At 62.8% G+C, this 24,699-nt stretch carries 21 protein-coding genes; 13 read left to right on the forward strand and 8 right to left on the reverse strand.

Features of this window, described 5'->3' with window-relative positions; all coding sequences use genetic code 11:
* Positions 1–7: 7 nt before the first annotated feature.
* Genes Sj15T_RS02510 through Sj15T_RS02520 form a run of 3 tightly spaced genes read left to right on the forward strand, consistent with a single transcriptional unit; the run spans position 8 to position 2,695 of the window.
* Positions 8–790: a type III pantothenate kinase gene (locus Sj15T_RS02510; RefSeq protein ID WP_007684882.1), complete on the forward strand. Its 783-nt coding sequence runs from the start codon at positions 8–10 to the stop codon at positions 788–790.
* Positions 787–2,424: a ribonuclease J gene (locus Sj15T_RS02515; RefSeq protein ID WP_013039730.1), complete on the forward strand. Its 1,638-nt coding sequence runs from the start codon at positions 787–789 to the stop codon at positions 2,422–2,424. Before Sj15T_RS02510 ends, Sj15T_RS02515 begins: the two co-directional genes overlap by 4 nt.
* Before the next feature lie 10 nt (positions 2,425–2,434).
* Positions 2,435–2,695 carry a DUF1467 family protein gene (locus Sj15T_RS02520; protein ID WP_007684885.1) on the forward strand — a complete coding sequence of 87 codons (261 nt, stop codon included), beginning with the start codon at positions 2,435–2,437 and terminating at the stop codon, positions 2,693–2,695.
* A gap of 29 nt (positions 2,696–2,724) precedes the next feature.
* On the opposite strand, the gene Sj15T_RS02525 is transcribed toward Sj15T_RS02520, so the two are convergent.
* Positions 2,725–3,420: a GNAT family N-acetyltransferase gene (locus Sj15T_RS02525; RefSeq protein ID WP_338756194.1), complete on the reverse strand. Its 696-nt coding sequence runs from the start codon at positions 3,418–3,420 to the stop codon at positions 2,725–2,727.
* A gap of 36 nt (positions 3,421–3,456) precedes the next feature.
* Positions 3,457–4,458, reverse strand: a complete 1,002-nt coding sequence (locus Sj15T_RS02530; RefSeq protein WP_013039050.1) for an IS30 family transposase — start codon at positions 4,456–4,458, stop codon at positions 3,457–3,459.
* Positions 4,459–4,779: 321 nt separating this feature from the next.
* Here Sj15T_RS02530 and Sj15T_RS02535 point away from each other — a divergent pair, with 321 nt between their 5' ends.
* Complete coding sequence (locus Sj15T_RS02535) at positions 4,780–6,723, forward strand: EAL domain-containing protein (RefSeq protein WP_021223960.1); 1,944 nt, start codon at positions 4,780–4,782, stop codon at positions 6,721–6,723.
* A 2-nt stretch (positions 6,724–6,725) separates the two neighbouring features.
* On the opposite strand, the gene Sj15T_RS02540 is transcribed toward Sj15T_RS02535, so the two are convergent.
* Positions 6,726–7,646 carry a crotonase/enoyl-CoA hydratase family protein gene (locus Sj15T_RS02540; RefSeq protein WP_013039732.1) on the reverse strand — a complete coding sequence of 307 codons (921 nt, stop codon included), beginning with the start codon at positions 7,644–7,646 and terminating at the stop codon, positions 6,726–6,728.
* Between the two features lie 276 nt (positions 7,647–7,922).
* Between Sj15T_RS02540 and Sj15T_RS02545 the strand changes: the two genes are divergently transcribed.
* A complete protein-coding gene (locus tag Sj15T_RS02545; RefSeq protein WP_013039733.1) occupies positions 7,923–8,102 on the forward strand; it encodes a hypothetical protein in 180 nt (59 codons plus the stop codon).
* 53 nt (positions 8,103–8,155) lie between these two features.
* On the forward strand, positions 8,156–9,286 hold the full coding sequence (tgt, locus tag Sj15T_RS02550) for a tRNA guanosine(34) transglycosylase Tgt (protein ID WP_013039734.1): 1,131 nt from the start codon (positions 8,156–8,158) through the stop codon (positions 9,284–9,286).
* 188 nt (positions 9,287–9,474) lie between these two features.
* Here the strand turns inward: tgt and purU are convergent, their stop codons facing one another.
* From purU to Sj15T_RS02565, 3 genes are all read right to left on the reverse strand, one after another.
* A complete protein-coding gene (gene purU, locus Sj15T_RS02555; protein ID WP_041385802.1) occupies positions 9,475–10,341 on the reverse strand; it encodes a formyltetrahydrofolate deformylase in 867 nt (288 codons plus the stop codon).
* A gap of 61 nt (positions 10,342–10,402) precedes the next feature.
* Positions 10,403–11,431: a DUF1338 family protein gene (locus Sj15T_RS02560; RefSeq protein WP_013039736.1), complete on the reverse strand. Its 1,029-nt coding sequence runs from the start codon at positions 11,429–11,431 to the stop codon at positions 10,403–10,405.
* 65 nt (positions 11,432–11,496) lie between these two features.
* Positions 11,497–12,534 (reverse strand): SPOR domain-containing protein, encoded by a 1,038-nt coding sequence (locus Sj15T_RS02565; protein WP_013039737.1) that lies wholly within the window; start codon positions 12,532–12,534, stop codon positions 11,497–11,499.
* A 165-nt stretch (positions 12,535–12,699) separates the two neighbouring features.
* Between Sj15T_RS02565 and Sj15T_RS02570 the strand changes: the two genes are divergently transcribed.
* The 3 genes from Sj15T_RS02570 to Sj15T_RS02580 are packed head-to-tail and all read left to right on the forward strand — an operon-like array spanning position 12,700 to position 15,292.
* Positions 12,700–13,419 carry a ParA family protein gene (locus tag Sj15T_RS02570; RefSeq protein WP_007684902.1) on the forward strand — a complete coding sequence of 240 codons (720 nt, stop codon included), beginning with the start codon at positions 12,700–12,702 and terminating at the stop codon, positions 13,417–13,419.
* Positions 13,420–13,434: 15 nt separating this feature from the next.
* The gene (locus Sj15T_RS02575; protein WP_013039738.1) at positions 13,435–13,977 is read left to right on the forward strand and encodes a hypothetical protein; all 543 of its coding nucleotides are present in this window, start codon (positions 13,435–13,437) and stop codon (positions 13,975–13,977) included.
* A gap of 4 nt (positions 13,978–13,981) precedes the next feature.
* On the forward strand, positions 13,982–15,292 hold the full coding sequence (locus Sj15T_RS02580) for an SPOR domain-containing protein (protein ID WP_013039739.1): 1,311 nt from the start codon (positions 13,982–13,984) through the stop codon (positions 15,290–15,292).
* Between the two features lie 298 nt (positions 15,293–15,590).
* Here the strand turns inward: Sj15T_RS02580 and Sj15T_RS02585 are convergent, their stop codons facing one another.
* Together Sj15T_RS02585 and Sj15T_RS02590 are read right to left on the reverse strand one after the other, a co-directional pair.
* Positions 15,591–16,658 (reverse strand): MBL fold metallo-hydrolase, encoded by a 1,068-nt coding sequence (locus Sj15T_RS02585; protein ID WP_013039740.1) that lies wholly within the window; start codon positions 16,656–16,658, stop codon positions 15,591–15,593.
* Between the two features lie 79 nt (positions 16,659–16,737).
* Complete coding sequence (locus Sj15T_RS02590; protein ID WP_013039741.1) at positions 16,738–19,104, reverse strand: TonB-dependent receptor; 2,367 nt, start codon at positions 19,102–19,104, stop codon at positions 16,738–16,740.
* A gap of 475 nt (positions 19,105–19,579) precedes the next feature.
* On the opposite strand from Sj15T_RS02590, the gene Sj15T_RS02595 reads away from it, so the two are divergent.
* The 4 genes from Sj15T_RS02595 to Sj15T_RS02610 all read left to right on the forward strand — a co-directional run bounded on the left by Sj15T_RS02595 (position 19,580) and on the right by Sj15T_RS02610 (position 24,690).
* Positions 19,580–20,407: a fumarylacetoacetate hydrolase family protein gene (locus Sj15T_RS02595; RefSeq protein ID WP_253720698.1), complete on the forward strand. Its 828-nt coding sequence runs from the start codon at positions 19,580–19,582 to the stop codon at positions 20,405–20,407.
* Between the two features lie 278 nt (positions 20,408–20,685).
* Entirely contained in the window at positions 20,686–22,356 is a 1,671-nt protein-coding gene (locus Sj15T_RS02600) for an FAD-dependent monooxygenase (protein ID WP_013039743.1), read from the forward strand.
* A complete protein-coding gene (locus Sj15T_RS02605; RefSeq protein ID WP_013039744.1) occupies positions 22,353–23,681 on the forward strand; it encodes an MFS transporter in 1,329 nt (442 codons plus the stop codon). Before Sj15T_RS02600 ends, Sj15T_RS02605 begins: the two co-directional genes overlap by 4 nt.
* 88 nt (positions 23,682–23,769) lie before the next feature.
* On the forward strand, positions 23,770–24,690 hold the full coding sequence (locus Sj15T_RS02610; protein ID WP_013039745.1) for a LysR substrate-binding domain-containing protein: 921 nt from the start codon (positions 23,770–23,772) through the stop codon (positions 24,688–24,690).
* The last annotated feature ends 9 nt before the right edge of the window (positions 24,691–24,699 follow it).

Consider the following 24,699-nt stretch of genomic DNA (forward strand, 5'->3'; position numbering starts at 1 on the left):
ACCGGCCATGCTTCTCGCGATCGACGCGGGTAACACCAATGTGGTTTTTGCGCTGCTGGAAGGGCGGGAAATCCGCGCCCGCTGGCGGATCGCGACCGACCCCCGGCGCACGGCCGACGAATATGCGGTGTGGCTGAACCAGCTCCTGATGCTGGAGGGGTACAGGATCGCCGATGTCGAGGCTGTGATCATCGCGACCGTGGTGCCGCGCGCCCTGCACAATCTCCAGGTGCTGGCGGATAAATATTTCAGGACGACCGCCCTCGTCGCGGGCCAGGCGCCGGTGGAGTGGGGCATCGCGCTGGATGTGGCAGAGCCTGCCTCGGTCGGGGCGGACCGGGTTGTAAACGCCATCGCCGCGCACCATCTTTATCAGGAGGATTTGATCGTCATCGATTTCGGCACGGCGACGACCTTCGACGTGATCGATTATCATGGCGCTTACAAGGGCGGCATCATCGCGCCGGGCATCAACCTGTCGCTGGACGCGCTGGTCGCGGCGGCGGCGAAGCTGCCCAAGATAGCGATCGCCCCGCCGGAGAATCGATCGGTCATCGGCCGCACCACCGAAGCGCAGATGCATATCGGCGTCTTCTGGGGCTATGTGGCGATGATGGAGGGGCTGGTCGCCCGCATGCGCGCGGAAATCGGCCGTCCGGCCAAGGTGATTGCAACGGGGGGGCTGGCGGTCCTCTTCGACGACAATAGCGATATTTTCGATGCGATCGCGCCCGATCTCACGATCCAGGGCCTCGCACTGCTGTATGAACGGAGTTTGAAAACAGAATGATACCCGGAAATGAGCTGATCTTCCTGGCCCTTGGCGGTTCGGGAGAGATCGGCATGAACGTCAATCTATACGGTTGCCAGGGCAAATGGGTGATGGTCGATCTGGGCCTGACCTTTGCCGATCCGGCCTATCCCGGCGTGGAACTGGTGCTGCCGGACCTGAGCTTCATCGAGGATCGGAAGGACGACCTGCTGGGCATCGTGCTGACCCACGGGCATGAGGACCATATCGGCGCCATCCCCTATCTCGCGGCGGATCTGGGCGTGCCGCTCTATGCGACGCCCTTCACCGCGGGGCTGATCCGGCTGAAGCTGGAGGAGGAAGGGCTGACGGAGGAGGTGGAACTCAACGTCATCGACAATGAAGGCAGCTTCGCGCTGGGCCCATTCGGCTTCCGCTACGTGCCGCTCGCCCATTCGATCCCCGAAGGCAATGCGGTGCTGATCGACACGCCCCATGGAAAAATCTTCCATACCGGCGACTGGAAGCTGGACGAGACGCCCCTGCTGGGCCAGCCCTCCACGCCGGAGGAACTGGCGGCCATCGGCGACGAGGGCGTGCTGGCGCTGGTGTGCGACAGCACCAATGTCTTCAATCCCGAGGCGAGCGGTTCCGAGGGCGACGTCCACGAAGGGCTGATGAGCACGATCAAGGGCGCGAAGGGAAGGGTGCTGGTCACGACCTTCGCCTCCAATGCGGCGCGCCTGCAGACTTTGGGGGAGGTCGCCAATGCCGTCGGGCGCAAGCTCTGCGTGGCGGGGCGCTCGCTGGACCGCATCATCTCCACGGCGCGGACGGCCGGCTATCTCAGGGATTTCCCGCCGACCGTCGATTGGGACGACGTCATGGCCCTGCCGCGCAATGAGGTGATGATCATCGCCACCGGCGGCCAGGGGGAGGCGCGGGCCGCCCTGTCCCGCATCGCCTTCGACAGCCATCCGATCAAGCTGGACGAGGGCGACCTGGTCGTCTTCTCCTCCAAGCAGATTCCGGGCAATGAGATCGCCATCGGCCGAATCCAGAACGCGCTGGCGGCCAAGGGCGTGCTGATGGTGACGGATCGCCAGGCGGAGGTGCATGTGTCCGGCCATCCGGGGCGTCCCGAGCTGGAGGCCATGTATCGATGGGTGCGGCCGCAAATCCTGCTGCCGGTCCATGGCGAGCGGCGGCATATGGCCGAACAGGCGCGCCTGGGGCTGGCGAGCGGCGTGCCCCACGCGGTTGTGCAGTCCAATGGCGACGTGCTGCGGCTGGCGCCCGATGGGCCGGAGATCATCGGCAACCAGGCGACGGGCCGGCTGGTGCTGGACGGCGACGTCATCCTGCCGGCTGACGGCGCGACGATGAACGAGCGGCGGAAGGTCGCGCTGCATGGCCAGATCAGCGTCGCGGTGGCGCTGGACGGCAAGGGCAGGGTCATCGGTTCCCCCGCCTTGCGCACCCAGGGCGTGCCCGTGGAAGAGGACAAGGCCGCATTCCTGGAGGAGGCCGCGGACGAAGCCGCCGGCGCCGTCGCCAAGGGATCGCAGGAAGAAGAGGCCCTGCGCGAACGGGTAAGGCTGGCGGTGCGGCGCACGGCGACGCGCTGGACCGGCAAGAAGCCGGTGGTGGACGTGCTGCTCATTCGCGCCTAAGCCTGCGCTCATGAACTGGTATGCGATCTTTGCCATCTACGCGCTGTTCTGGGTGATCAGCGCCTTCATCGTGCTGCCCTTCGGCGTTCGCACGCCCGACGAAACGGGCGAGGCATTGCGGCCGGGCCAGGCGGAGAGCGCGCCCAGCAATTTTCGCCCCGGCAGGGTCGCCATCCGCGCGACGATCCTGTCGGCGGCTCTCTTCGGCCTCTATTACGCCAATTATGTCGAAGGCTGGGTGACGCTGGAGCGGTTCACGCATATCGGCTGAGCGAAAGGACGGCCGCGAAGGGCATCGGCTCAGCCGGCGGCGATCACCATCATGTGCATCCGCGCCCTGATGCGGAAGCCGAGCGTTTCGTACAGCGCCACCGTCGCCTCATGCGCGGCATAGGCGTGGAGGAAGGGCGTTTCGCCCCGTTCCAGCATGGCCTTTGCAACGATCCGCATCAGCCTTTTGGCATGGCCCCGCCCGCGATGATCGGGATGGGTGCAGACCCCGCTGACCTCGGCAAAGCCCGGCATGCGCATCCGTTCGCCCGCCATGGCGATCAGCCTGCCCTGTTCCCTGATGCCGATGAACCGGCCGAGCCGATGGGTGAGCGGCAGGAAGGGACCAGGCCTGGTCATCAAGGCAAGGGCGCGCATTTCCTCAGCGTCCTCATCGGTCAGGGTGACGATGTCCGCGGCGGCGGCGTCGCCCGGAATATCGTCCGCCGCCATCTGCGCAAGCATCGCTTCGCGGACCAGCCTCATGCCTGGCGGGGGCGTCTGCGCGTCGGGTTCGACGATCCAAAGCTCTCCCTGTTCGGGCGCGAGCGCGGCGAGCGCCGATTGCGCGGCGGGACTGGCGTCGGCCGCCGCGGCGAAGGGCCCGTAGCGCGGATCGATCCGCAGGGCGAGCGCATTCCCCTGAGCCAAAGGCTTCCAGCCGCTGTTGAGGGCGGGCGGTTTCGATTTGAAGTGCGACACCCGTTGTGATGCGTAGCATTTCATCCGGGGTGGGGCGAGCCCCACCCCGGATGGCCAAATTTATCCGGCTTTGAGGAGGGCGATTTGCTCCCCCAGAACCTCATGCGGGGTGCGATAGCCCAGGCACTTGCGCGGTGTGCTGTTGAGGCGATCGGCAACGGCCTGGATTTCCCTGTCTGAGAGCAGTGCCAGGTCGGTGTCGGAGGGTAGGAAGCGCCGTATCCGCCCGTTGCAATTTTCCACGCCGCCTTTTTGCCAGGGCGCTGAGGGAAGACAGAAATAGCTGGTGATGCCGAGCCTGTTCCGCAGGGTCGCAAAGGCAGCAAATTCCGTGCCTCGATCGAAGGTGATGCTGCGCCGGAGGGGAGGCGGCATGTCGCGTAAATGCCGATCGATGCCGGCCATGACACCGGCAGAATGCCGGCTCGGATTACGCGTCAGGAAGGTGAAGCGGCTACAGCGCTCAACCAGCGAGGTGAGGTTCGCTTTGCCATATTCTCTCCTGAAGATCAGGAGATCGCCTTCCCAGTGGCCGAAACTGCTGCGATCCGCGATTTCCTGCGGCCGCGCGCCGATCGTATTTGCCACGGGTATATGGAGACCGCGCGGCTTTCGGCCATAACGTTGCCGGCGCGAACGGCGGGCAACTGGCAGATGGCGCCAAAGCTTATGGTGCCGTCCCTCAGCGCCGTAGACATACTGGTAAATGGTTTCGTGGCACACCGCCTCCCGCTGACCGCGATGACGCCGAAGATAACCTGCAATCTGTTCTGGCGACCAGGCCGCCAACAAGCGATCAGCAATGTAGGCGGCGAGTTCCGGCTGGCGAGCAATCTTGCCTCCGCGCACGCGACGATTGCTGGCCATGGTCTGCGCTGCAGTCGGGAAATATCCTCGGAACAGCGGTTCTTCATCAAAATGCCGGTTGCGCTTGATCTCTCGATAAATCGTCGAAGGATGTCGTCGCAGCGCATCTGCAACTTGCTTCACTGTGCGTCCGGTTCCGATCAGTCGATAAATATCGCGTCGCTCATCCAGACCCAGATGCTGATAGCCTTCCATATCGTGCCTTCCTGGAAAGGGGATCAAACCCCTATAAAACCAAGGATTTCGCACTTCGAGATAGAATCCACCGCGTTCCAGACCGGGCGATGCAGGGAATGAGGCATGATGGCGCTATTTTCCGGCTAAGGCCATGGAAAGCAAGTCCTCCTGTCTTGCTCCGTCGGCAAGAAGCCGCGACCATCGCCTGATTCCGTAACGACGGCCAATTTCCAGCGCTTTTGGGCGCCGCGATTTACCAAATGGAAATCATGTTTCGGCAATGGTGGCAGTGACGTGTCACGCCCTCAACGAAACTTGATCGCATCCTTGCGCGGGCGCATGACGCCCGACACTCAGCAAAGCGCTGAAGTGCAGGCGAATCTCGTCAAATCTCTCTATGCTTCTCCCGCATCGCTGATGATCGGCGCGGTGGCGGGTGGCGCGCTGGGGTTGGTGATCGCATTTTATGCGAAACTCACGGCCATTACCGTGATCGCAATTCTGATCTGCCTGGTGGGCCTCAGCCGATCCATCTCGGCCGTTTATTTCCAGCGGCAGCTCGCCCATCAGAACGGCGGGACGCAGCCGATCTGGGGACTGGCCTATGAACTGGGCGCCTGGGGCTATGCCGCGCTGCTGGGGATATTGACCTTCGCGACCCTTTTGCTGTCCCAGGATGCGACGCTTCATGTTTTGGCCGTGTGTCTCGTGGCGTCCTATTCCGGCGGTATTTCCGGTCGTAATGCGGGCCGCATCCATGTCGCGGTGGGGCAGACATGTCTTTCCCTACTGCCCACATCGCTCGGGCTCGTCCTTGCCGGCGGGTTGGGCTATACGGTTCTCGGAATTCTCTGCTTCCTGATGATCTTCGCCATGGCGGACATCACCAAGGCGACGCACCGCATCGTCCTGGAAGCGTTGCAGGGCAAATATGAAAAGACACAGCTTGCCGTCAAGTTCGAGCGTCTGGCCCGGTTCGACAGCCTGACGGGCGTCGAAAACCGCATGGCGATGCAGATGCGGTTGCGCGAAATGTTCGACGGCCGACGATCCGACAAGGATCCGATGGCGGTGTTCTGGATGGATCTGGACCGCTTCAAGGAAATCAACGACTCTCTGGGGCATATGATCGGCGACCAGCTCTTGTGCAGGGTTGCCGAAAGATTGTCTCACGCGCTGGACGGGCGCGGCCATGTCGCGCGATTCGGAGGGGACGAGTTCGTACTGATCTGTCCGGGCGCCGACCGATCCGAAGCGGAGCGGATCGCCGGCGACATCATGGCCGAATTCACGCATGATTTCGACGTGGGCGGCTATCTTCTGGGCGTGACCGCCTCCATGGGCATAGCCGTCGCCCCGGAGGACGGCCAGGACAGCGACGAACTGCTCCAGCATGCGGACATGGCGCTCTACCAGGCGAAGCATGCCGGGCGGAACCGCCACGCGCAGTTCACCTGGTCGATGAAGGAACGGCAGAACCGCACCTATGACTTGGAAATGGGTCTGCGCAGCGCCATGGCGAACAAGGAGCTGATGCTGCATTATCAGCCGATCTTCGATACGCGATCGGGCAAGATCGCGATCTGCGAAGCGCTGATGCGATGGGACCATCCGACGCTCGGCCGCATTTCCCCGGCGGAGTTCATCCCCATCGCGGAAAGCTGCTCGATGATCGAGCCGATCACGGCCTGGGCGCTGGAGCAGGCCTGCCAGGATGCGATGGAATGGGATGAGAATGTCCGCGTCGCGGTCAATATCTCCCCCGTCTTGATCAAGAGCGACGGGCTGCCCCGCGCGGTGATCGCGGCGCTGATGCGATCGGGATTGAAGGCGCGCCGGCTGGAACTGGAAGTCACCGAGTCGATCTTCCTGGAGGATAGCGGCCGCACTAACCTGATCCTGTCCGACCTTCAACGGATCGGCCTGCGGCTGGCGCTCGACGATTTCGGCACCGGCTATTCCTCGCTCGGCTATCTGCGCGACTATGCCTTCGACACGATCAAGGTCGACCAGAGCTTCATGCGCGGGGTCGAGGGCAATGCCCGTCACAGGGCCATCGCCCAGTCGGTCGCCTATCTGGCGCACGCCCTGGATGTGGAAACGGTGGCGGAAGGGATCGAGACCGACGATCAACTGCGCTGCGCCCGTGAAATGGGCTTCACCAACGTCCAGGGATTCGTGCTGAGCCGGCCGGTGCCCGCGCCTCAGGTGCTGGAGATGATGCGACTTATGGATGACGACAGCGGCAGCGTCGCCAGACTTCAGGATCGGCGGCGCGCCTGACCCTATCTGTGCAGGCGGGCCTGGGCCGATGCCAGGCGGCGCATCATCCGTACGCTCTTAAGGTCCAGCTTGAGCGCAGTGGCCGCCCAATTCTCCACAATGTCCTTGAGTTCGTCATATTCCAGCGGATCGACGCGCCGGCCCGCCTGGAATACCCCGACATGGCCGGCATGATGGGGCAGGCTGGACGCAATATAGTCGCGCACCGCTTGCTCGCCCTCGCCATCCTCCACCAGCGTGTGGATGATGCCCATGTCGTGCATCTCCTGCGCGGTATAGATCTTGCCCGACAGGATCATCCGTTCGGCCGCCAGCCGCCCCAGCTTGCGCGAGAGAATGGAATAGGCCCCCATGCCGGGGAAGAGGCCGAACAGCATTTCCGGCACGCCGAAGCGCGCGCTGCGTTCCGCAATGGCAACATCGAAGCAGAGCAAGGCTTCGAAGCCGCCGCCCAATGCGTCGCCCTGCGCCAGCGCGATCGAGACCACGGGCAGGTCGCCATTGCGCCAGGTGCGGTGCACGACGTCGATGCAGGCATGGCCATAATCGACAAGGCCGGGCAGATCGCCTCGCTCTATGCAGCCGGCGAACAGTTCCAGGTCTCCGCCCAGATTGAAAACGCCGGGAAAGCGCGATCCGGCAACCATATATTTCACCGGCAACTTGCCCGCGTCGAACAACCGCTTGGTCTCCACATACCAATAGCGGACGTCGCGCAACATGGCGGGGCTGAAATTCGGCCGATTCGTGGGTGTCATGAAGGCCCACAACGTGGCCGCATCCGCGTCCCAGCTCACGTCGATCTGGCCCAGGTCGAACATCGTCGAGGTGCCGATGTCAGGCGCGGAAACCACGCTTTCCGTAACGGCGGCGAGGGCTGCGTCCTCCTCCGCCGGAAGATGGGCGGGCGTCAGGTCGTCCATATGTTCTCGCGCGGAATTAAATCGCCCGGAATCAATCATCTGAGCCCCCGAGTTGCTATTGACGATGAGCAGAACAGGGTTACGGCCCTTATGCAATCGCGCCGATGGGCCTTGCTGCGGAATTAACCATTTTTAGTTGCAACTGTTGCAGGGATGTCGCCAATTATTCCGTTACGCAAAGGTAAACGTTGCATTAATGCAACAAACTGACTTTTGACGATATGCCGCAAATCGGGTGCAGGCCTTTGTTAACCTTTATTAATTACGATCCCGATCATGAACAGGCCCCGAACCGAAAAGCAGCTTGTGACCCTGCTGCTGCACGATGCGCAAGGAGAGTCATGGCGGCTCAGCCTGGCGGCGGATTGTCTTTGCTTCATCGGCAATTATCGCCGCGTCGATGGCTTCGACGTCGATGCCGTCGTGGCGCTGGACGGACTGCGCAAGAAGGGCTGAAGCGCGCCTTTGCGGCCTTGTCTGGCGCGCCTTTCGATCCTACAGCGCGCAGCGTGACAAATCCCCGCTTTTCCTTTTCGATTGCCGCGACCGACGGCAAGGCCCGCACCGGCGCCATCCAGATGCGGCGGGGCGAAATCCGCACGCCCGCCTTCATGCCGGTCGGCACCGCCGCCACGGTCAAGGCGATGCGCCCCGCCGAAGTGCGGGCGGCCGGCGCCGACATCATCCTGGGCAACACCTATCACCTGATGCTGCGTCCGGGCGCGGAGCGCGTGGCGCGACTGGGCGGGCTGCACGGCTTCATGGGCTGGGACCGACCGATCCTGACCGACAGCGGCGGATACCAGGTGATGAGCCTCAGCGCGCTGATGAAGATGAGCGAGGAGGGCGTCGCCTTTTCCAGCCATATCGACGGGTCCAGGCATATGCTGACCCCGGAACGCTCGATGGAAATCCAGCGGTTGCTGGACAGCGACATCGTCATGGCCTTTGACGAGTGCACCAGGAACGGCTGCACCCATCACGAGGCGGCGAAGTCCATGGAGCGGTCCATGCGCTGGGCGAAGCGATCGCGCGATGGGTTCGACGCAGGGGGGGAGCATGCCGAACGGGCAGCCCTGTTCGGCATCCAGCAGGGATCGCTGGACGAGGGGCTGCGGCGGATTTCGGCGGAAAGGCTGATCGACATCGGCTTCGACGGCTATGCCGTGGGCGGGCTGGCGGTGGGCGAGGGGCAGGAGGCGATGTTCGCCACGCTCGATTTCGCGCCCGCCATGCTGCCGGCGGACAAGCCGCGTTACCTGATGGGCGTAGGCAAGCCCGACGACATCGTCGGCGCGGTGGAGCGGGGGATCGACATGTTTGATTGCGTGCTGCCGACGCGCAGCGGGCGCAACGGACAGGCCTTTACCTGGGCTGGGCCGCTCAATATCCGCAATGCGCGCTTCGCGGAGGATATGGGACCGCTCGATCCGCGCTGCGCTTGTCCCGTGTGCGCGACCTGGAGCCGCGCCTATCTGCATCATCTGGTCAAGGCCGGCGAGATGCTTGGCGCGATGCTGATGACGCAGCACAATATCCATTTCTACCAGGCGCTGATGCAGGAAATCCGGGACAGCATAGCCGCCGGACGCTTTGCGAGCTTCGCGGCGGATTTCAGGCGGGATTACCAGCGGGCCTGAGGCGCGGGTTCCCCAGGATGCGTATCGTTCCAGCATCGATACGGCCTAGGGTGTGTGGGGATTCAGTTCAGGGCGCGGCGAAAATAGTGGATTTCGAGAACTGGCGCGCAGCGTACTTCAGTACGTGAGCACCGGAAGCGGAGAAAGCCGCTATTTGCAGCCCGCCATGGACTGAATCCCCACACACCCTAGCGGAACACCACCGTCTTGCCGCCATTTTGGAGCACCCGGCGGTCGGCCAGCCAGCTTACCGCCCTGGCCAGCACCTGGGCTTCGATGTCGCGGCCGATGCGGATCATGTCCTCCGCCGTCGCGCGATGGTCGACGCGCTCCACCGCCTGTTCGATGATCGGCCCTTCGTCCAGATCGGCGGTCACGAAATGGGCGGTCGCGCCGATCAGCTTCACGCCCCGCTCATGCGCACGGTGATAGGGGCGCGCGCCCTTGAAACCGGGAAGGAAGCTGTGGTGGATGTTGACGCAGCGCCCGGCCAGCCTTTCCACCAGCCCTTCGGAAAGCACCTGCATATAGCGGGCGAGGATCAGATATTCGGAGCGCGTCCGTTCGAACAGGCTGAACAGCGCCTCCTCCTGCGCGGCCTTGTCGCCATTGGGCGGCAGCTCATGATAGGGGATGCCGTGCCATTCGGTGATCCGGCGCATGTCGGGATGGTTGGACGCCACGCCCATGATGTCGACCGCCAGCGTGCCCGTCTGCCAGCGGTGCAGCAGGTCCGCCAGGCAGTGCGATCCCTTGGAGACCGCGATCAGCATGCGCGGCTTTTCATCGGCGGCGGTCAGCCGCCAGTCCATGGCGAAGCGGGCGCCGACATCGCCGAACTCGCCGCGCAGCCGGTCGGTGTCGCCCATGCCATCGTCCGTCGCCTCGAACGCGACGCGCATGAAGAAGCGGCCCGCTTTCCGGTCGGCATATTGCTGGCTGTCGGTGATGAAGCCGCCGCGCTCCGCCAGGAACTGGCTGACGGCCGCGACGATGCCGACCCGGTCGGCGCAGGCCAGCGTCAGCACCCAGGATGGGACAACCGGATCAGTCAACGCGCATCTCCCCCGCAAGATCGGGAACCCGTTGCCTCAAGCCTGCGCGCCGATCAACCCGTTATCCGCGTCCTTCGCCCTGCACGCCGGTCATGGCGAAGATGCCCGTCGCATTGCCGGTGTCGAAGGCAAGGTCCAGCCTGCCGGTTTCAGGATCGATGTCGCGGCTGATGAATTCGTAGAACGATCCTGGAACCCGGCGCAGTTCGTTGCCGGCAAAGAGCCGTTCCACCGTGTCGGCGCGCAGGGCCGTCTGCCTGACCCGTCCGGTGCGGGAGATTTCCAGCCGGTCCTTGATCGGCCAGTCCTCCGCCTTCAGCCGTTCCGCCAGTGCGGCGACGTCCGCCACCCGGTCCGTCGCGTGGTTGAAGGCATTGCCCTCCGTCGCGATCCAGGCCGCCTCATGGGAACGGGAAAGCAGCAGTTCATAATCCTCGACGCTCGGCGGCCGGTGCTGTCGGTCGAAGGCCGCGACGATCGCGGGCAGGGCCGCGGCGGCTTCATCCAGCGTGACGGGGCGGTCGTCCGCGAATTTTTCCAGCACGGCCTGCGCTTCGGATGTCAGCGGATCGCGGGAAGTGCCGAATATGCGCGCCGCCGCTTCGGCGAATTCCGGGTCGAAACGGTCGACATGCAGTTCCGACAGGAAGAATTGCGGGATCGCTTCGGGCAGGTCGACATGGCGATAGGCCCGGCCGGTCATCCGCAGCCGGTCCAGCGGATAGACGGCGGCCATCTCATAGCCCAGCGGCACCAATATGCGGGTGAACGCCTCCTCGCCGGGCGGCAATTGTCCGGTCGCGCCCTTGGCCAGCCGCACGGTGCGCAGCGCGCCATGGTCGAACACCACCTTGCCGCCCCGCGCCAGCCGGTCCGCGACATAGGCGGCCCCGCTGGGCACCCTTTCCAGAAGGTCGTGGAACAGCGCGACGTTCATCGCCATGGCGAAGGCGGCGCGCGTGACATGGGGGCCGCCCTGTCCCGTCAGGCGGGGAGCCAAATCGAGCGCTGCGAGCGCCGCCCGTGCCGGTTCGGGGCCGAGAAACCCCTCCACCAGCGCATTGATCACCGACTGATTTTCCACCGACATGGGACGCTCCGTGCTGATGCGCCATTATCGCACGGTTGAAATAAAATTCCAAGCTGTGGCAAGATTTACATCTTCTTCGGCATGCACTCCGCCCCGGCCGCCTTGATCGCGCCGCACAGCCGGCTGGCGTCCGCGCTGCTTGCCAGGGGACCGGCCTGCAACCGGGTCACGCCGCCGCTGGTCAGGATATAGGGCTGGTAGCCGGACAGGCCGCCGACCTTCGCGCTGAGCTGCGTCCAGAGCGCGCGGGCGCGCGCCTCCGCGCTGAAGGCGCCGATCTGAACGCGCCAGCCGCCGCTCGCCGGCTTGGGCAGTGCGGGCCTGGATGCAGGGAGTCTGGATGCAGGGAGTCTGGATTCTGGGGGCCTGGATTCTGGGGGCTTGGCGGCTGTTGTCTTGGCGGGCGCTGGTTTCGCCGCCGGTTCCGGAGCCTTGGGCTTGGATGGAGTGGAGGGCGGCAATTGCGCCGTCCGCACGGGGGCAGGGGCCTCCCGCACCACGGGCGCGGGCAGGCGGGGTTCATCCGCCGCCGCGCTCTGCCGGCCGATGGACCCGGCCATGGCGATCGCGTCGTTGCGCTGGTCCTGCGGAATATATTTGTCCATCTGGCGGAGGCTGGCCGTCGCCTGGGCCAGCCCGGATTGCGACGCCCGCGTCATCAGCGCATAGGCGCGCACCCAGTTCTTCGCGGTCAGGTCTCCGTTGAACAGGGCCGTGCCGACGATATATTGCGCGCGCGGCTCGCCCCGTTCGGCGGCGCGTTGCAGATAGGGAAAGGCGCCTGCGCGGTCGCCCTGCTGGAACATCAGAAGGCCCAGATTGTCCTCGGCGCGGGAATGGCCCTGTTTCGCGGCCTTGCGATACCAGTCGATGGCGAGCGCGGGATCGGCCTTCACGCCGCGGCCCAGCTTGTAGGCCTGGCCCATGTTGAACTGCGCATCGGGATCGCCGGACTGCGCCAGCGGCTGCCACACGGCCACCGCCCTGGCATAATCGCCCTGCTGCCAGGCATCGACGCCGGCCTTCACATCGGCCGACGCAGCCTGCGCCAGGCTCAACATCGTTCCGGCGGCCAGCACGCCCCAGATCTGCTTCATGCTCATGCTCCCCAAGGGTTCTTGCACGATCCTATGCCGACGCAAGGTTAATAGCGACTTAGCATTAAGAACATCGCCTTTTTACCGGCTGTCAGGCTTCCGCGCGGATTAACCAATTCTTAGGCGGGCCTGTGGCACTCCTCCCCCCATTGGATTTTTGGGGGAAGTTGCGTGCGCATATTGGCATTGGCATCGCAAAAGGGGGGATCGGGCAAGACCACCCTGTCGGGACACCTGGCCGTCCAGGCGCAAATGGCGGGCGCCGGTCCGGTCGTGCTGATCGACATCGACCCGCAGGGTTCGCTGGCCGACTGGTGGAACGAGCGCGAGGCCGAATATCCCGCCTTCGCCCAGACCACGGTGGCCCGCCTGGCCGCCGACCTGGAAATCCTGCGCCAGCAGGGTTTCAAGCTCGCCGTCATCGACACGCCGCCCGCCATCACCATGGCGATCCAGAGCGTCATTTCCGTCGCTGAGCTGATCGTCGTCCCGACCCGCCCCAGCCCGCACGATCTGCGCGCCGTGGGCGCCACGGTCGACCTGTGCGAACGGGCGGGCAAGCCGCTGATCTTCGTCGTCAACGCCGCCACGCCCAAGGCGCGCATCACGTCCGAAGCCGCCGTCGCCCTGTCGCAGCATGGCACGGTCGCGCCGGTCACGCTGCACCACCGCACCGATTTCGCCGCATCGATGATCGACGGACGCACGGTGATGGAGGTCGACCCCAATGGCCGCTCCGCGGGGGAGGTCACGCAGCTATGGACCTATGTGTCCGACCGGCTGGAAAAGAATTTCCGCCGCACCGTCTTTTCCGTGCCGCACAATGCCGTCGGCACGGCGGGCACGGTCCGTCCGGCAAGCGGCGGCTTCGGCCGCCGGATCTCGCAATAAGAGAAGGGGAGCATCATGGTCGAACCGAAACCTCTCGCTTCGCTGACGTCCGGCCTGCTGGCGCGCAAGGGCGCCGCATCGCCCGCCATGCGCCGTCCCGTCTTCGGCCTGACCGCCGGAGCCACGGCGTTGCAGGAGGATCTGGGCTGGAACGACATGGGCTTTGACGTGACGCAGCCGGAACCGGCGCCGTCCGAAGCCCGCTCCGTCGCCGGTCTGACGCCGATGACGGCGGTTCCCGCCGTCGCGCCGGTGCCCGCCGTCGTGACCGAGCGCGAGGAACTGGCCGAACGCATCGCCGAAACGGCTGCCCCCGCCAAGGTCGAAAAAACCAGGAAGAAGGCCCGTGCCTCCGCCGCGGCGAAGGGTCGCAAGGCCGCCTTCACCCTGCGGCTGGATGCCGACCGCCATCTGAAGCTGCGCCTTGCCAGCGCCATTGTGGGCCGCTCCGCGCAGCAGATGCTGACAGAGGCGCTGGACGCCTATCTTGCCAGCCTGCCGGAGGTGGACCGGCTGGCCCGCGAACTGCCGCGCGCGGCGACGACCAGGGATCGGTAAAGCCATGAAGCGCAAGGCCTTCGCCAAAGCAGCGGTCGCGTCGATGCTGATCGGCACGACCATGGTGGGATGCACCGGGGCGGCTTTCCGCACCGCCGCCGTCGCTCCGCAAAAGCCCGATCGGCTGGTGGGCGGCATCGAAAAGGCGCTGGCGGATCGCGACGGCGCCCGCGCGGTCGACCTGGCGGAGGCCGCCGTGCAGGCGGCGCCGCAGGATGCCGGCTACAGGCAGTTGCTTGGCCGCGCCTATGTCGCCGACGGCCGCTTCGCATCGGCGGAAACCGCGCTGGCCGACGCGATGACGCTGGGCAATCGCGATGCGCGCACCATCGTCACCCTCGCGCTGGTAAAGGTGGGCCTGGGCAAGGACCGCGCCGCCCGCGACCTGCTCGCCAGCCATGCCGACATCGTTCCGGCGGCCGACTATGGCCTGGCCATGGCGATGGCGGGCGACGCGCCGGAGGGCGTGCGCATCCTGTCCGAAATGATCCATGATCCGGCGGCCACCGCCCGCACCCGCCAGAACCTGGCCTATGCCTATGCCTTGGCCGGGCGGTGGAAGGATGCACGCATGATGGCGGGCTTCGACCTCGATCCGCTTGCCGCCAACCAGCGCATCACCCAATGGGCGCAGAATGCCGCGCCCGGCCTTTCGCAGCAGCGGGTCGCTGCGCTGATGGGCGTGACGATCGACGGCGCCGACGCCGGCCAGCCGGCGGCCCTCGCCCTGGCGGCGCCATCGTCGCCGGTCCGGACGGCGGAAGCCGCTCCGGCCGAGCAGGCCGTCGAGGCCGCGCCGGTGGAGGTCGCCGCCGCCGATCCCGCACCCGCGCCCGCGCCGTCGCCCGCCATTGCCGATGCGCCGGCGCCGATGATCCAGGCCATTGCAGCGCCCGTCCGCATCGCCGCCCCGCGCCAGGCCGCGCCGCTGCGCGCCGTGACGCCCCCGCGCCTTCGGGAGGCTCCGCGCCTTCAGCCGGCGGCCTTCCAGGCCAGCGGCAGGGCCAGCGGCCATTGGGTGGTTCAGCTTGGCGCCTATGACAATGCCGCCATCGCCAAGGAAAAATGGTTCGCCATGGCCCGCCGCAACAGCGTGCTGGCGAATTTGCCGGTCGTCACCAGCCAGATCACGGTGAACGGCGCGACCTTCGCCCGTCTGGCCGTCGGCGGCTTCGACGAGCGGGGCGAGGCCGTCGCGCTTTGCCGTGCGATCCAGGCACGGCGCGGCCAGTGCTTCGTCCGGGAAAATGCAGTCGATGCCCTGCCGCAACACTGGGCACTGGCGACCAAGGGCCGTCAATACGCATCGCGCTGAACAAAAAAGCTGACCAGGATCGCATTTGCGGGCGGCATCCACGATGTCCGCCCGCATATTCCTTGCCGGCGCGACCTGCTTCGAAGCCCGATCCGCCACACGGGGCAGGGCGGCTGTACATATCGTCAGAACCTCAGTCCGCGAGTTAGCAGGTGCGATCAAGGCCCGCTGGATTTGCGAGCACGCCCATCAGCAACTCAAGGAAGAACTTGGCCTCGATCACTTCGAGGGCAGGTCATGGCCCAGAACAATCTGCCCAAGTAGAGGTAGGGGTTTTTGGAATCTTCACTCTGACCAGCTATGGACATTCGGAAAGCACCTTGCCGTTTGCATTCGCACGGACGAGACAAAAGTGGTTGAGATCACGGCTTGGTATGACTTCACCCGAAAAGCTAGCCTTGATCGTCGCGAGACCAGCTGCGACTTCAATTTCATCATGATCCGTTCCCGGCACGATATGATAGAGAAGGACCGCTTTCACGCGCGCCTGTGAAGCAAGCTGTGCAACCGCTGATGGCACCAGATGTTGGCGCTGCATATGGGCGATGACCATTGCCTTACGCTCAGGCGACCAATTGCCGATTGCAGCCAACCGCTCCATACGTTCGACCATCGGCTTGTCATTGATCACCTCTGACACGAGCAGGTCGGCGCCGTCCGCCAACTTCGAGACCGCCTCGCTCGGCCCCGTGTCGCCCGTGAATAGGATGACACCTTGCGGTGTTTCTATCCGGTACGCATAGGACTTTTCGGCTCGTCGTGCTGCATCAGGCATCATTTGGAAATGGGAATTCTCTGCCGCGATCACCTTTATGTTCTGGTCCTCGTAAACCAATCCAGGCCGATCGATGTCACGGGCCATGAAACGGTGCTGGATGCTCTCGTCCTTGACCAGCTTTCCTCGCGCGAAGACCGTGTATGGCACCATGATGTAGTTGACGGCTGCATCTACGAGTTGCGCGGTGCGGGGCGGGCCATATATATTTAAGGGAAGTCCGGGCAGGGCCGATGAAGAGCTGAAAATGCTGTCTGCCATGATATCGGCCAGTCCCACCACATGATCGGCATGATGATGGGTTATGAAGATGGTCTTGACATGGGTGCTGTCGATACCCGCCTCAACCATTCTGCGTAATGTACCGCTTCCGCAATCGATCAGATAACTGGTGCCGTTGACGATCAGCAGAACCGAAGGTTCGGAACGATCCTTCCTGATCTGCGGGCCGCCACCGCTCCCGAGCACGATGAGTTCCGTTCTTCCCGTGGCTCCCGCCGGAATACCAGACCCCATGGCGGAACCAGCGAGCAAAACAGCGGCCAGACCCGCCGCACGCATTATGCGTCTGAAGGTGAATGCGAAGGACATCCGTTATTCCTTGTGAGTTTGTGCGGTGCGGCAGGAGCCGAGACCGCCCGCACAGACAGTGTTTTAGAAAATCTGATATCTAGAATTTGAAAGACCCTTGTATGCCCCAGGTCCGCGGCGGCGTCGTGCTGCCCACCAGCAAATTTGATAGACCCACATTCGAGATAAAGATCAGATTCCTGTTATTCTCTATGTTGCGAACGAATCCGCTTATCGACCAATTGTTGCCGGCATCTGCAAATGTGATACGCGCGTTGCTGCTCCAAAATGACGGAGCGAGTACTTGATCGATATATTCGAAAGCCAGATATCTCTTGGATTTATATTGAGTATCAGCACTCAGGACCAGATCATAATCACCTAGGCTGATCGTCTGCTGCGCTCCGAGATTGATCGTCCATTTTGGCGAATTATATCCTGGAAAACCGGAACAATCCACGCTCAGCCGACTGGCCCCAGCGGGCGATACTTTGCATCCCGTCAACGGCGGAGCACCTGCCGCCGATGCTGTGTAAATGAAACTGTCGACCTGGGAATCGAGATATTGTGCATCCGCGCGCAACAGGGTGGTCGGCGTGATCAGAAACTGCGTTTCCACCTCCACGCCCTTGATCGTCGATCTACCGATATTCTGGGTTTGGTTGGCCGGCTGCCCGTTTATGTCGAGACCGACGAAATTGACCTGTTGATCCTTATATTTCCACAGGAAACCTTCAACATTCAATTGCAAGCGATTGTCGAAGAAGCGGCTTTTTGAACCGATCGTGTAAGCCGTCAGATATTCCGGATCATATGTCTCGAAGCCGGCCGCGCCCGAAAAGCCGCCAGAACGAAAGCCAGTTTCGATGCTGGCGTAAAGTAATGATCGAGATCCTATATCATATTCGGCCGCAGCTCTCCAAGTCACGCGTTGATTGGTCAGCTTGTTATTTTGAGCACGATTGATCCGCGCCACGACTGCCCCACCGCCCAGCGGCTGAACATATGGCCCGCCCGTCGGGTTTGATGGGAAGCCGAAGGGCAAATCGTTGAAGCTGTTCACGAGCGGGATGAGCGGGGCGGAAGGACAGCTTGGCGGAACATTGGTGCAGCGGATCTGAGCGTTGGCCCCGTTTTCCACGAATGTTTTGCGGTCATGCGTATAGCGAGCGCCACCGACAAGGCGCAGTTCATCCGTGACGTGCGCTGTTAGGCGAGCGAACGCGGCGTAAGAGGTGGTCTCCAACTCGTCGCGGACGATCGCCTGCAGACTGGAGAAGTTGATCCTCTGCCGGCTGTCTATTTGTTCGTTGTAGAAAAGGCCGCCGATCGTGTAATCGAATATTCCGATACGCGCGCCGTTGAACCGCGCCTCAATGCTATATTGATCATCGTTCTCGTTCGTGCGGAACAGGAAGCCGGAGGTTCCCAGGTAACTCAATTTGGAGTTTCGGAACGCCGGCACCACGGTCAGCGTTCCCGCGCCCGTGTCATATTCGATTTCTGCATTGATTCCGAAAAATTGATTGTCGCGAAACGGCTGGTTGGTGATTGGGGCCAGCGTCCGAAAAGCGGGCGCGACCACAGCAGTCTGGCGGAAGGCCTGAGACGCGGGAGTCAAAACGCCTTCGGACAGGGGCACATTCGACGGAACGAACACATAGCCAGTGCCGGGCACGAATCGAGACAGGCCGAGATAGGATACGCCGCTCCCCATACCGCCATGGTCGGCATAGTCGGCGGCAAGGCGCACCGTGAGAGAAGGTGTCAAATTCGCCATCATCTGCAATCGGAGGGAGGCGGTGTGGTCGTCGTTGGTGCCGTCTTCGAGATATCCGTCGCGGTCATTGAAGGCGCCGGAAAAACGGAGCGCGCCGTCTGGACCCATGGGAATGTTGATCGCGCCTTCGAGCGCTACGGCATCAAAGCTGCCGTAGCTGCCGGTTGCATAGCCCGAAAACTTGCCCAGGACGGGCTTTTGCGGAATGACATTGATTGCGCCGCCCGTGGCATTACGCCCATAAAGCGTGCCTTGAGGGCCCTTGAGCACCTCCACGCGCTGGAGGTCGAAGAAGCTGCCGCTCGTGGAAGACGGGCGGCCGATGTAAACGCCATCATAGTTGAAGGCCACGGCGGGGTCGCTAACCGGCGCGACGGTGAAATTTCCAACGCCGCGCACGAACGCGAAGTTGCCGGTGCTGGTCCGCTGTATCGTGACGGCCGGCGAGAGTTCACTCAGGCGCGATGCATCCTTGATATCTGCCTTAAGGAGATCATCTGCGCTCACGACATCGATGGCGACGGCGGCGCGCTGCGCGTTCTCCGTCACGCGCTGCGCGGTGACAACGATGTCGCCCAGCCCTTGCGCGGAGGCTTCGGAGGTTGTTTCGCCCGCACTCTGCTGGGCCCACAGGCTATTGGGCATAAAGGCGGTCAGTGATATCGTCGTCAATAAGGCCAGGCGCATGGATTTTCCCCTCCCAATAGGTGCTGACTCGCTCTTCGGGGCGAGGCGAACCGTACCTATCGATCTGCTGCCGCTTTGGACGATGGCGGAATGCGCCCTCCGATAGTCGGCAGCTATCACCCGGCCTCGCCGACATCGGTCTGATTTCGCCGAAACCCTTGTCCAACTCGTTTGTAGACCCCTGCTGTCGGGAATGAGCGGTTTCCTGCAATCTCGCACGATCTATCGGCTGCTCCGATGCATGGCGGCTATCACCTTGTCTATTCCTGTATCTAGCCGCTCCGCTCAGCAAGGCCGATGCCGGCCTCGCATAAGGGCGTGAAGCGGTGCCGTATTCGATTTGGAATGGCAAGCAGCACGTGCGGCGCGGCGCCTTTACGGAGGACCAGGGCAGGCCCCTCTACTGCCCGCAGATTAAGAGAGATTTGATATGAGATTATTACGGTACAAATCCGCATCCGGCATCAATCTGGGCGTGCTCAAGGGCGATGGAATCGTCTCCCTGTCGGGTCTGGGTGATTACCCCACGATGCTTTCAATCATCGCCGGCGGCGAGACGGCGCTCGGCCATATCGCCGCCTTTGTCGCAGCGGAGGAACCCTCGGTCCTCCTGACCGACGTCCAGCTTGTCTGTCCCATCGAAAGGCCCGGCAAATTTCTGGCGATCGGCATGAACTATCGCAAGCATGCGGACGAGGGGGAGCGCCACGGCATTCCGACCCCCAAACAGCAATTGTGGTTCAACAAGCAGACAAGCTGCCTTTCCGGGCCGTTCGATCCGATCGATCCGGGTGTTACGGAAAAGCTCGATTATGAAGTCGAACTGGGCGTAATCATCGGGACAGCTGCCAAGGGCGTCGCTGCGAGTGCAGCCTCCGCCCATGTGTTCGGCTATGTCGTCGTTAACGATGTCTCTGCACGAGACTGGCAGTTTCACTCGCCCACTTTCACGGTCGGCAAGTCATTCGACACACACGGCCCGATAGGTCCATGGATCGTCACGGCCGACGAAATACCCGACCCGCATGATTTGCGCATCCGCTGTCTCGTCAATGGGGAAGTCAGGCAGGATAGCAATACCAATGAACTGATCTACAATATCTGGGACCAGATCGCCTATCTTTCGACCGCCTTCACACTGGAGCCCGGCGACATCCTTGCAACGGGCACGCCAGAAGGAGTGGGCATCGCGATGAGCCCGCCCAGTTTCCTTCAGGCAGGCGATATCGTGCGATGCGAGGTCGAAAAAATCGGTATGATCGAGAATGCCGTGTCCGCTCCATCGGGCGGCACCGGACATTGACCTTGGCAAATGCACGCGTGGCAAAGTCGATAAGCCGCATTTTTCGCTCGTGAAACATGAGGCAGGGCTACAACTTGCCTTGCATATCAACGGCCCAGGCAAATCTCAGCAATGATTTGCCTGGGCAGTCGATGAATCATCGATCGTGAGAATGTAAGCATTGTCGCCCCTGAAGCGCGCAATGCGGCATGAACGCGTGGCGAGTTGATAGTCCCCAGGCATCACTCCTTATCTTCTGCCATATCTCGGCACCTCTTCGGACTCGGTAGCGTCGGATTATGAAAACGACAAACACGTCCTCGGCCCTCGCCGGCCTGCGCCCCAGCGTCATCATTGTCGGTGGCGGCCCAACGGGTCTCGCCACCGCGCTCGAACTTGGCCTGCGCTCCATTAGCTGTCTGCTGATCGAGCGGGAGGCGAGAGGGGGGCATGCTCCCCGGGCCAAGACCACGCATGTCCGCACGCGCGAATTGTTGCGTCGCTGGAACCTCGCCGATGCCCTTGCCCAAGCCTCGCCTTTTGGCATCGACTATCCCACGAACGTGCATTTCGTGACCCGGTTGAACGGTTATCCCCTGGCCCGCTTCGACAATGCCATGAATGGCGCCCCGCAGCGTGACGAGCGTTATTCCGAACACGGGCAATGGATTCCGCAATACAAGCTCGAGTCCGTCCTGCGGGAGCGCCTTCTCGCGGTCGATTGCGTAACCGTGGCGAACGGATGCGAGTTCGTCTCTTTCGAACAGGATGACATGGCTGTCCAGGTGACCGTCAAGGCCGTTGATACGGGCGAAGAACATGTGATCGAAGCCGATTATCTGGTCGGAGCCGACGGGGCGCGCAGCACCGTGCGTGATGCGATCGGGGCGCAGATGGAAGGGCGGTACGGCCTTTCGCGCAACTATAATATCATCTTCAGCGCTCCGGGTCTGGCCGACGCACATCGGCACGGACCGGGAATCATGTATTGGCAGGTCAACCCGGATGTGCCGAGCGTGATCGGTCCGATGGATCAAGGCGATCTTTGGTTCTTCATGCCACTGGGTCTGCCGCCGGAAAAGATGTTCACCGATCAGGAGGCGCTCGACCTCATCAAGCGCTCGACCGGGATCGATCTGCCTTACCAAATTCTGAGTTCCGACCTGTGGGTTGCCAGCCGCCTTCTCGCCGACAAATATCGCGAAGGGCGCGTCTTCCTGGCCGGCGATGCCTGCCACCTTCATCCGCCCTATGGCGGCTTCGGGATGAATATGGGGGTAGCCGACGGTGTCGACCTTGGGTGGAAGATTGCGGCCGCCCTGCAAGGATGGGGCGGTCCGGCCTTGCTCGACAGCTATGAAGCCGAGCGCCGGCTTATCCATGAAATCGTATTGGATGAGGCTGAAGGCAATCACAGCACTCAGCCGGGCACGCTATTCCGCAACGGGATAGAGACAGAAGGCGCGGAGGGAGAGGCCATTCGGCGCGAGGTATCGGACCTGATCGCACAGACAAAGCCAAGGGAATTCTACACGCTTGGTATCGTGCTTGGTCTTCGCTATCGACGATCGCCGGTTATCCCGGACGATGGCACGGAAGCGGATTGGCGGCTGTCGCTGGATTACACGCCGAGTGCCGCACCCGGCAGCTTGGCGCCCCATGCATGGCTGGCCGACGGCTCGTCGCTTTATGATCATTTTGGTGCCGGCTTCACCCTTCTCGCCTTCGGCGGCGTCGATACGCGCGAGGCGGAGGTTGATGCCGGGAAATCCGGCATTCCGCTCAAGGTCGTGACGATCGACGAATCCAAGGTGGCGGCGCTCTATGAACAGCGGTTGGTTCTGATACGACCCGATCAGCATGTCGCCTGGCGGGGTGACATATGGCCGGCGAACGATGTGCTCGCCTATGTTGCCGGCCTGTCCTCGCTGTCTGAAGACACCGCAGCCACGAAGGTAAGCGCGGAGTGAACGACGGGGCGGATTCTCAAGACGTATTACCTGCGTTTTGGCGGACATTTCTCGATGCTCCGATGCACCGGGTGCAAAAGCTCTCCATCCTCGCGCTGACCGCGATGTGCGCGCTCGACGGGATAGATTTGTTCGCGATTACTTTCGCAGCGCCGGTCATCGGCCGGGAGATGGGGATCGGGAAGGCCGCGATCGGACTTGTTCTGGCGGCGGCTCTAGCCGGCATGGCGGTGGGATCGCTCTTCCTGTCGCCGCTCGCCGACATCTACGGACGGCGGCGGCCCCTGCTGTTCAGCTTGCTGTTGATGATTGGTGGCACGCTTTGGACAGCCTTCGCGGGCAGTCTCCTGGATCTCATCGCGTCGCGTCTGATCACCGGCCTGGGCGTCGGTACGATGGCCGCAGTCATAAACCCGCTCGCGGCCGAATATGCCAATGCGAAGCGGCGAGACATTTCGGTGGCGATCGTCAACCTCGGCTTACCTGCCGGGTCGATCGTAAGCGGCATTCTAGCGGCCTGGATGATCCCTGTAATGGGTTGGCGAGCGCTTTTCTTGGTTGCGAGCGGTCTTGGCATGTTAATGCTGGCGATCGTCCTGCTCTGGCTGCCGGAATCGATCGTCGGCATCATGTCGAGGGGCGGGCCGGCGACGCAGACGCGGCTGAACCATTTGCTCAAGCGGTGCGGACAGCCGGCAATCGCGGCCGTCGAGGCAGTCCGGCCTCTGACGCAGCGTCGGTCGGTGCGCCTGCTGCTGACCCCGGCCGAACTCCCTACGACGGTCGCTGCCGTGGCCGTCTTTTTCTTCTTCACGCTTTCACTTTATTATATCCAAAGCTGGGTGCCGTCACTGATCACCAGCGCCGGGCATACAGTATCTCAGGCTGCTCTCGCGGGCACTTCGATGAGCGTCAGCGGTGTGGTAGGCGGCTCCGTATTTGCGTTTCTCGTTCCGAGGCTTGGACTTAAGCGGGTTGTGATCGGCGCGGTCACTTTGACAGGTGTGGTGATCATGCTCTTCGGCATGGTGCCTACGGACCTGCCGGTTCTCGTGACCATGTCGGTCCTTGTCGGCGCAAGCACGATCGGAGGCATGGTCAACCTTTATGCCATCCTATCGCGAAACTTTCCTCCTTTGGCGCGCGCCTCGGGCATCGGCTTCGTCATCGGCGTCGGGCGGTTCGGGAGCGCGATCGGACCCGCGCTGGGCGGACTGCTGTTTTCGCTCGGACTTGAACGCGGAACGGTCTCCCTCGTCATGGCAATTCCGGCCCTCCTCGCGGCCGCCCTGCTTTTTCGCATCAGGGAACATGACTATGCTTGACGCGAGCGCTTGAACGTGATGCCCTCGGCGCATACGATCTAGTGCAGCCTGATTTCATAACTGAATCAGGCGCCGATTGGGGATTTGAATGAAGCTTAGTCATCTCCGCGACGTCGTGGCCGTCGCCGAGGCTGGAAGCCTGCGTGGAGCCAGCCGCCGGCTGGGCATTACGCAGCCCACCATTACGCGAAGCATACGCGACACCGAGAATGAGCTTGGCGTCTCGCTTTTTACACGCCATGCCAATGGTGTGTCGCCGACCCCGCTTGGCAAGCTCTTCGTGCGCCGCGCACTGGCGATCCAGTCCGAGCTTCGGCGTGCGCATGAAGAGTTGGAGCAGGCGAAAGGCAATTTCGTCGGAGAAGTTTCGGTCGCTTTGTCCTCTGCATCCGGCTTGGCGCTAATGCCCTCTATTCTCGGAGCGTTTCGAGCGAGCTATCCCCGTGCTCTGCTGAAGCTCACCGAGAGTCTGTTCCAGCCGGTCGAACATGGCATCCTTACCGGCGAAATTGACTTTTATGTGGGCCCGCTGGATGAGCATCTGCCCACCGCCACCTTGCTGGTGGAGAAAATCTTCGACAACAAGCGTATGGTCGTCGCGCGAAAGGGGCATCCCCTGGCTGGCGCGACAAGGCTAGCGGAATTGCGCGACGCCCAGTGGGTCCGGCCATCATTCTCGACCCAATATGGCGAGGTCGAATTCGAGACGATGTTCGAGAATGCGGGGCTAACCGAGCCGGAGGTTGTTGTCCACTGCCAGTCCGCGCTGATGACACTGCTTGCGGTTGCCCATTCGGATCTTTTGACTGTGCTTCCGGTGCAGTGGCTGGACTTCGCTCCGAGCAGGGAGGGCTTGCAGACAATCGACCTTGCCGACAGCCTCTACGCGGCGCCGATCTGCATCGTCCGGCGAGCCGATGTGCCGCTCACTCCGCTTGCGGAAAGGCTCTGCGACCTGACGCGCAAGGCAGGCCATAATTACCATCGACGCAATCTGGGAATCAAGTGAGCAAAGCGG

Origin of the sequence: Sphingobium sp. TA15 (assembly GCF_037101235.1) — a bacterium.
GTDB classification, from domain to species: domain Bacteria; phylum Pseudomonadota; class Alphaproteobacteria; order Sphingomonadales; family Sphingomonadaceae; genus Sphingobium; species Sphingobium indicum.

Excerpts from the sequence above, each read along its gene's own strand:
- Sj15T_RS02510 (WP_007684882.1), top strand. The coding sequence starts at position 8 with ATGCTTCTCGCGATCGACGCGGGTAACACCAATGTGGTTTTTGCGCTG.
- Sj15T_RS02515 (WP_013039730.1), top strand. The coding sequence starts at position 787 with ATGATACCCGGAAATGAGCTGATCTTCCTGGCCCTTGGCGGTTCGGGA.
- Sj15T_RS02520 (WP_007684885.1), top strand. The coding sequence starts at position 2,435 with ATGAACTGGTATGCGATCTTTGCCATCTACGCGCTGTTCTGGGTGATC.
- Sj15T_RS02525 (WP_338756194.1), bottom strand. The coding sequence starts at position 3,420 with ATGAAATGCTACGCATCACAACGGGTGTCGCACTTCAAATCGAAACCG.
- Sj15T_RS02530 (WP_013039050.1), bottom strand. The coding sequence starts at position 4,458 with ATGGAAGGCTATCAGCATCTGGGTCTGGATGAGCGACGCGATATTTAT.
- Sj15T_RS02535 (WP_021223960.1), top strand. The coding sequence starts at position 4,780 with ATGACGCCCGACACTCAGCAAAGCGCTGAAGTGCAGGCGAATCTCGTC.
- Sj15T_RS02540 (WP_013039732.1), bottom strand. The coding sequence starts at position 7,646 with ATGGACGACCTGACGCCCGCCCATCTTCCGGCGGAGGAGGACGCAGCC.
- Sj15T_RS02545 (WP_013039733.1), top strand. The coding sequence starts at position 7,923 with ATGAACAGGCCCCGAACCGAAAAGCAGCTTGTGACCCTGCTGCTGCAC.
- Sj15T_RS02560 (WP_013039736.1), bottom strand. The coding sequence starts at position 11,431 with ATGTCGGTGGAAAATCAGTCGGTGATCAATGCGCTGGTGGAGGGGTTT.
- Sj15T_RS02565 (WP_013039737.1), bottom strand. The coding sequence starts at position 12,534 with ATGAGCATGAAGCAGATCTGGGGCGTGCTGGCCGCCGGAACGATGTTG.
- Sj15T_RS02575 (WP_013039738.1), top strand. The coding sequence starts at position 13,435 with ATGGTCGAACCGAAACCTCTCGCTTCGCTGACGTCCGGCCTGCTGGCG.
- Sj15T_RS02580 (WP_013039739.1), top strand. The coding sequence starts at position 13,982 with ATGAAGCGCAAGGCCTTCGCCAAAGCAGCGGTCGCGTCGATGCTGATC.
- Sj15T_RS02585 (WP_013039740.1), bottom strand. The coding sequence starts at position 16,658 with ATGTCCTTCGCATTCACCTTCAGACGCATAATGCGTGCGGCGGGTCTG.
- Sj15T_RS02590 (WP_013039741.1), bottom strand. The coding sequence starts at position 19,104 with ATGCGCCTGGCCTTATTGACGACGATATCACTGACCGCCTTTATGCCC.
- Sj15T_RS02600 (WP_013039743.1), top strand. The coding sequence starts at position 20,686 with ATGAAAACGACAAACACGTCCTCGGCCCTCGCCGGCCTGCGCCCCAGC.
- Sj15T_RS02610 (WP_013039745.1), top strand. The coding sequence starts at position 23,770 with ATGAAGCTTAGTCATCTCCGCGACGTCGTGGCCGTCGCCGAGGCTGGA.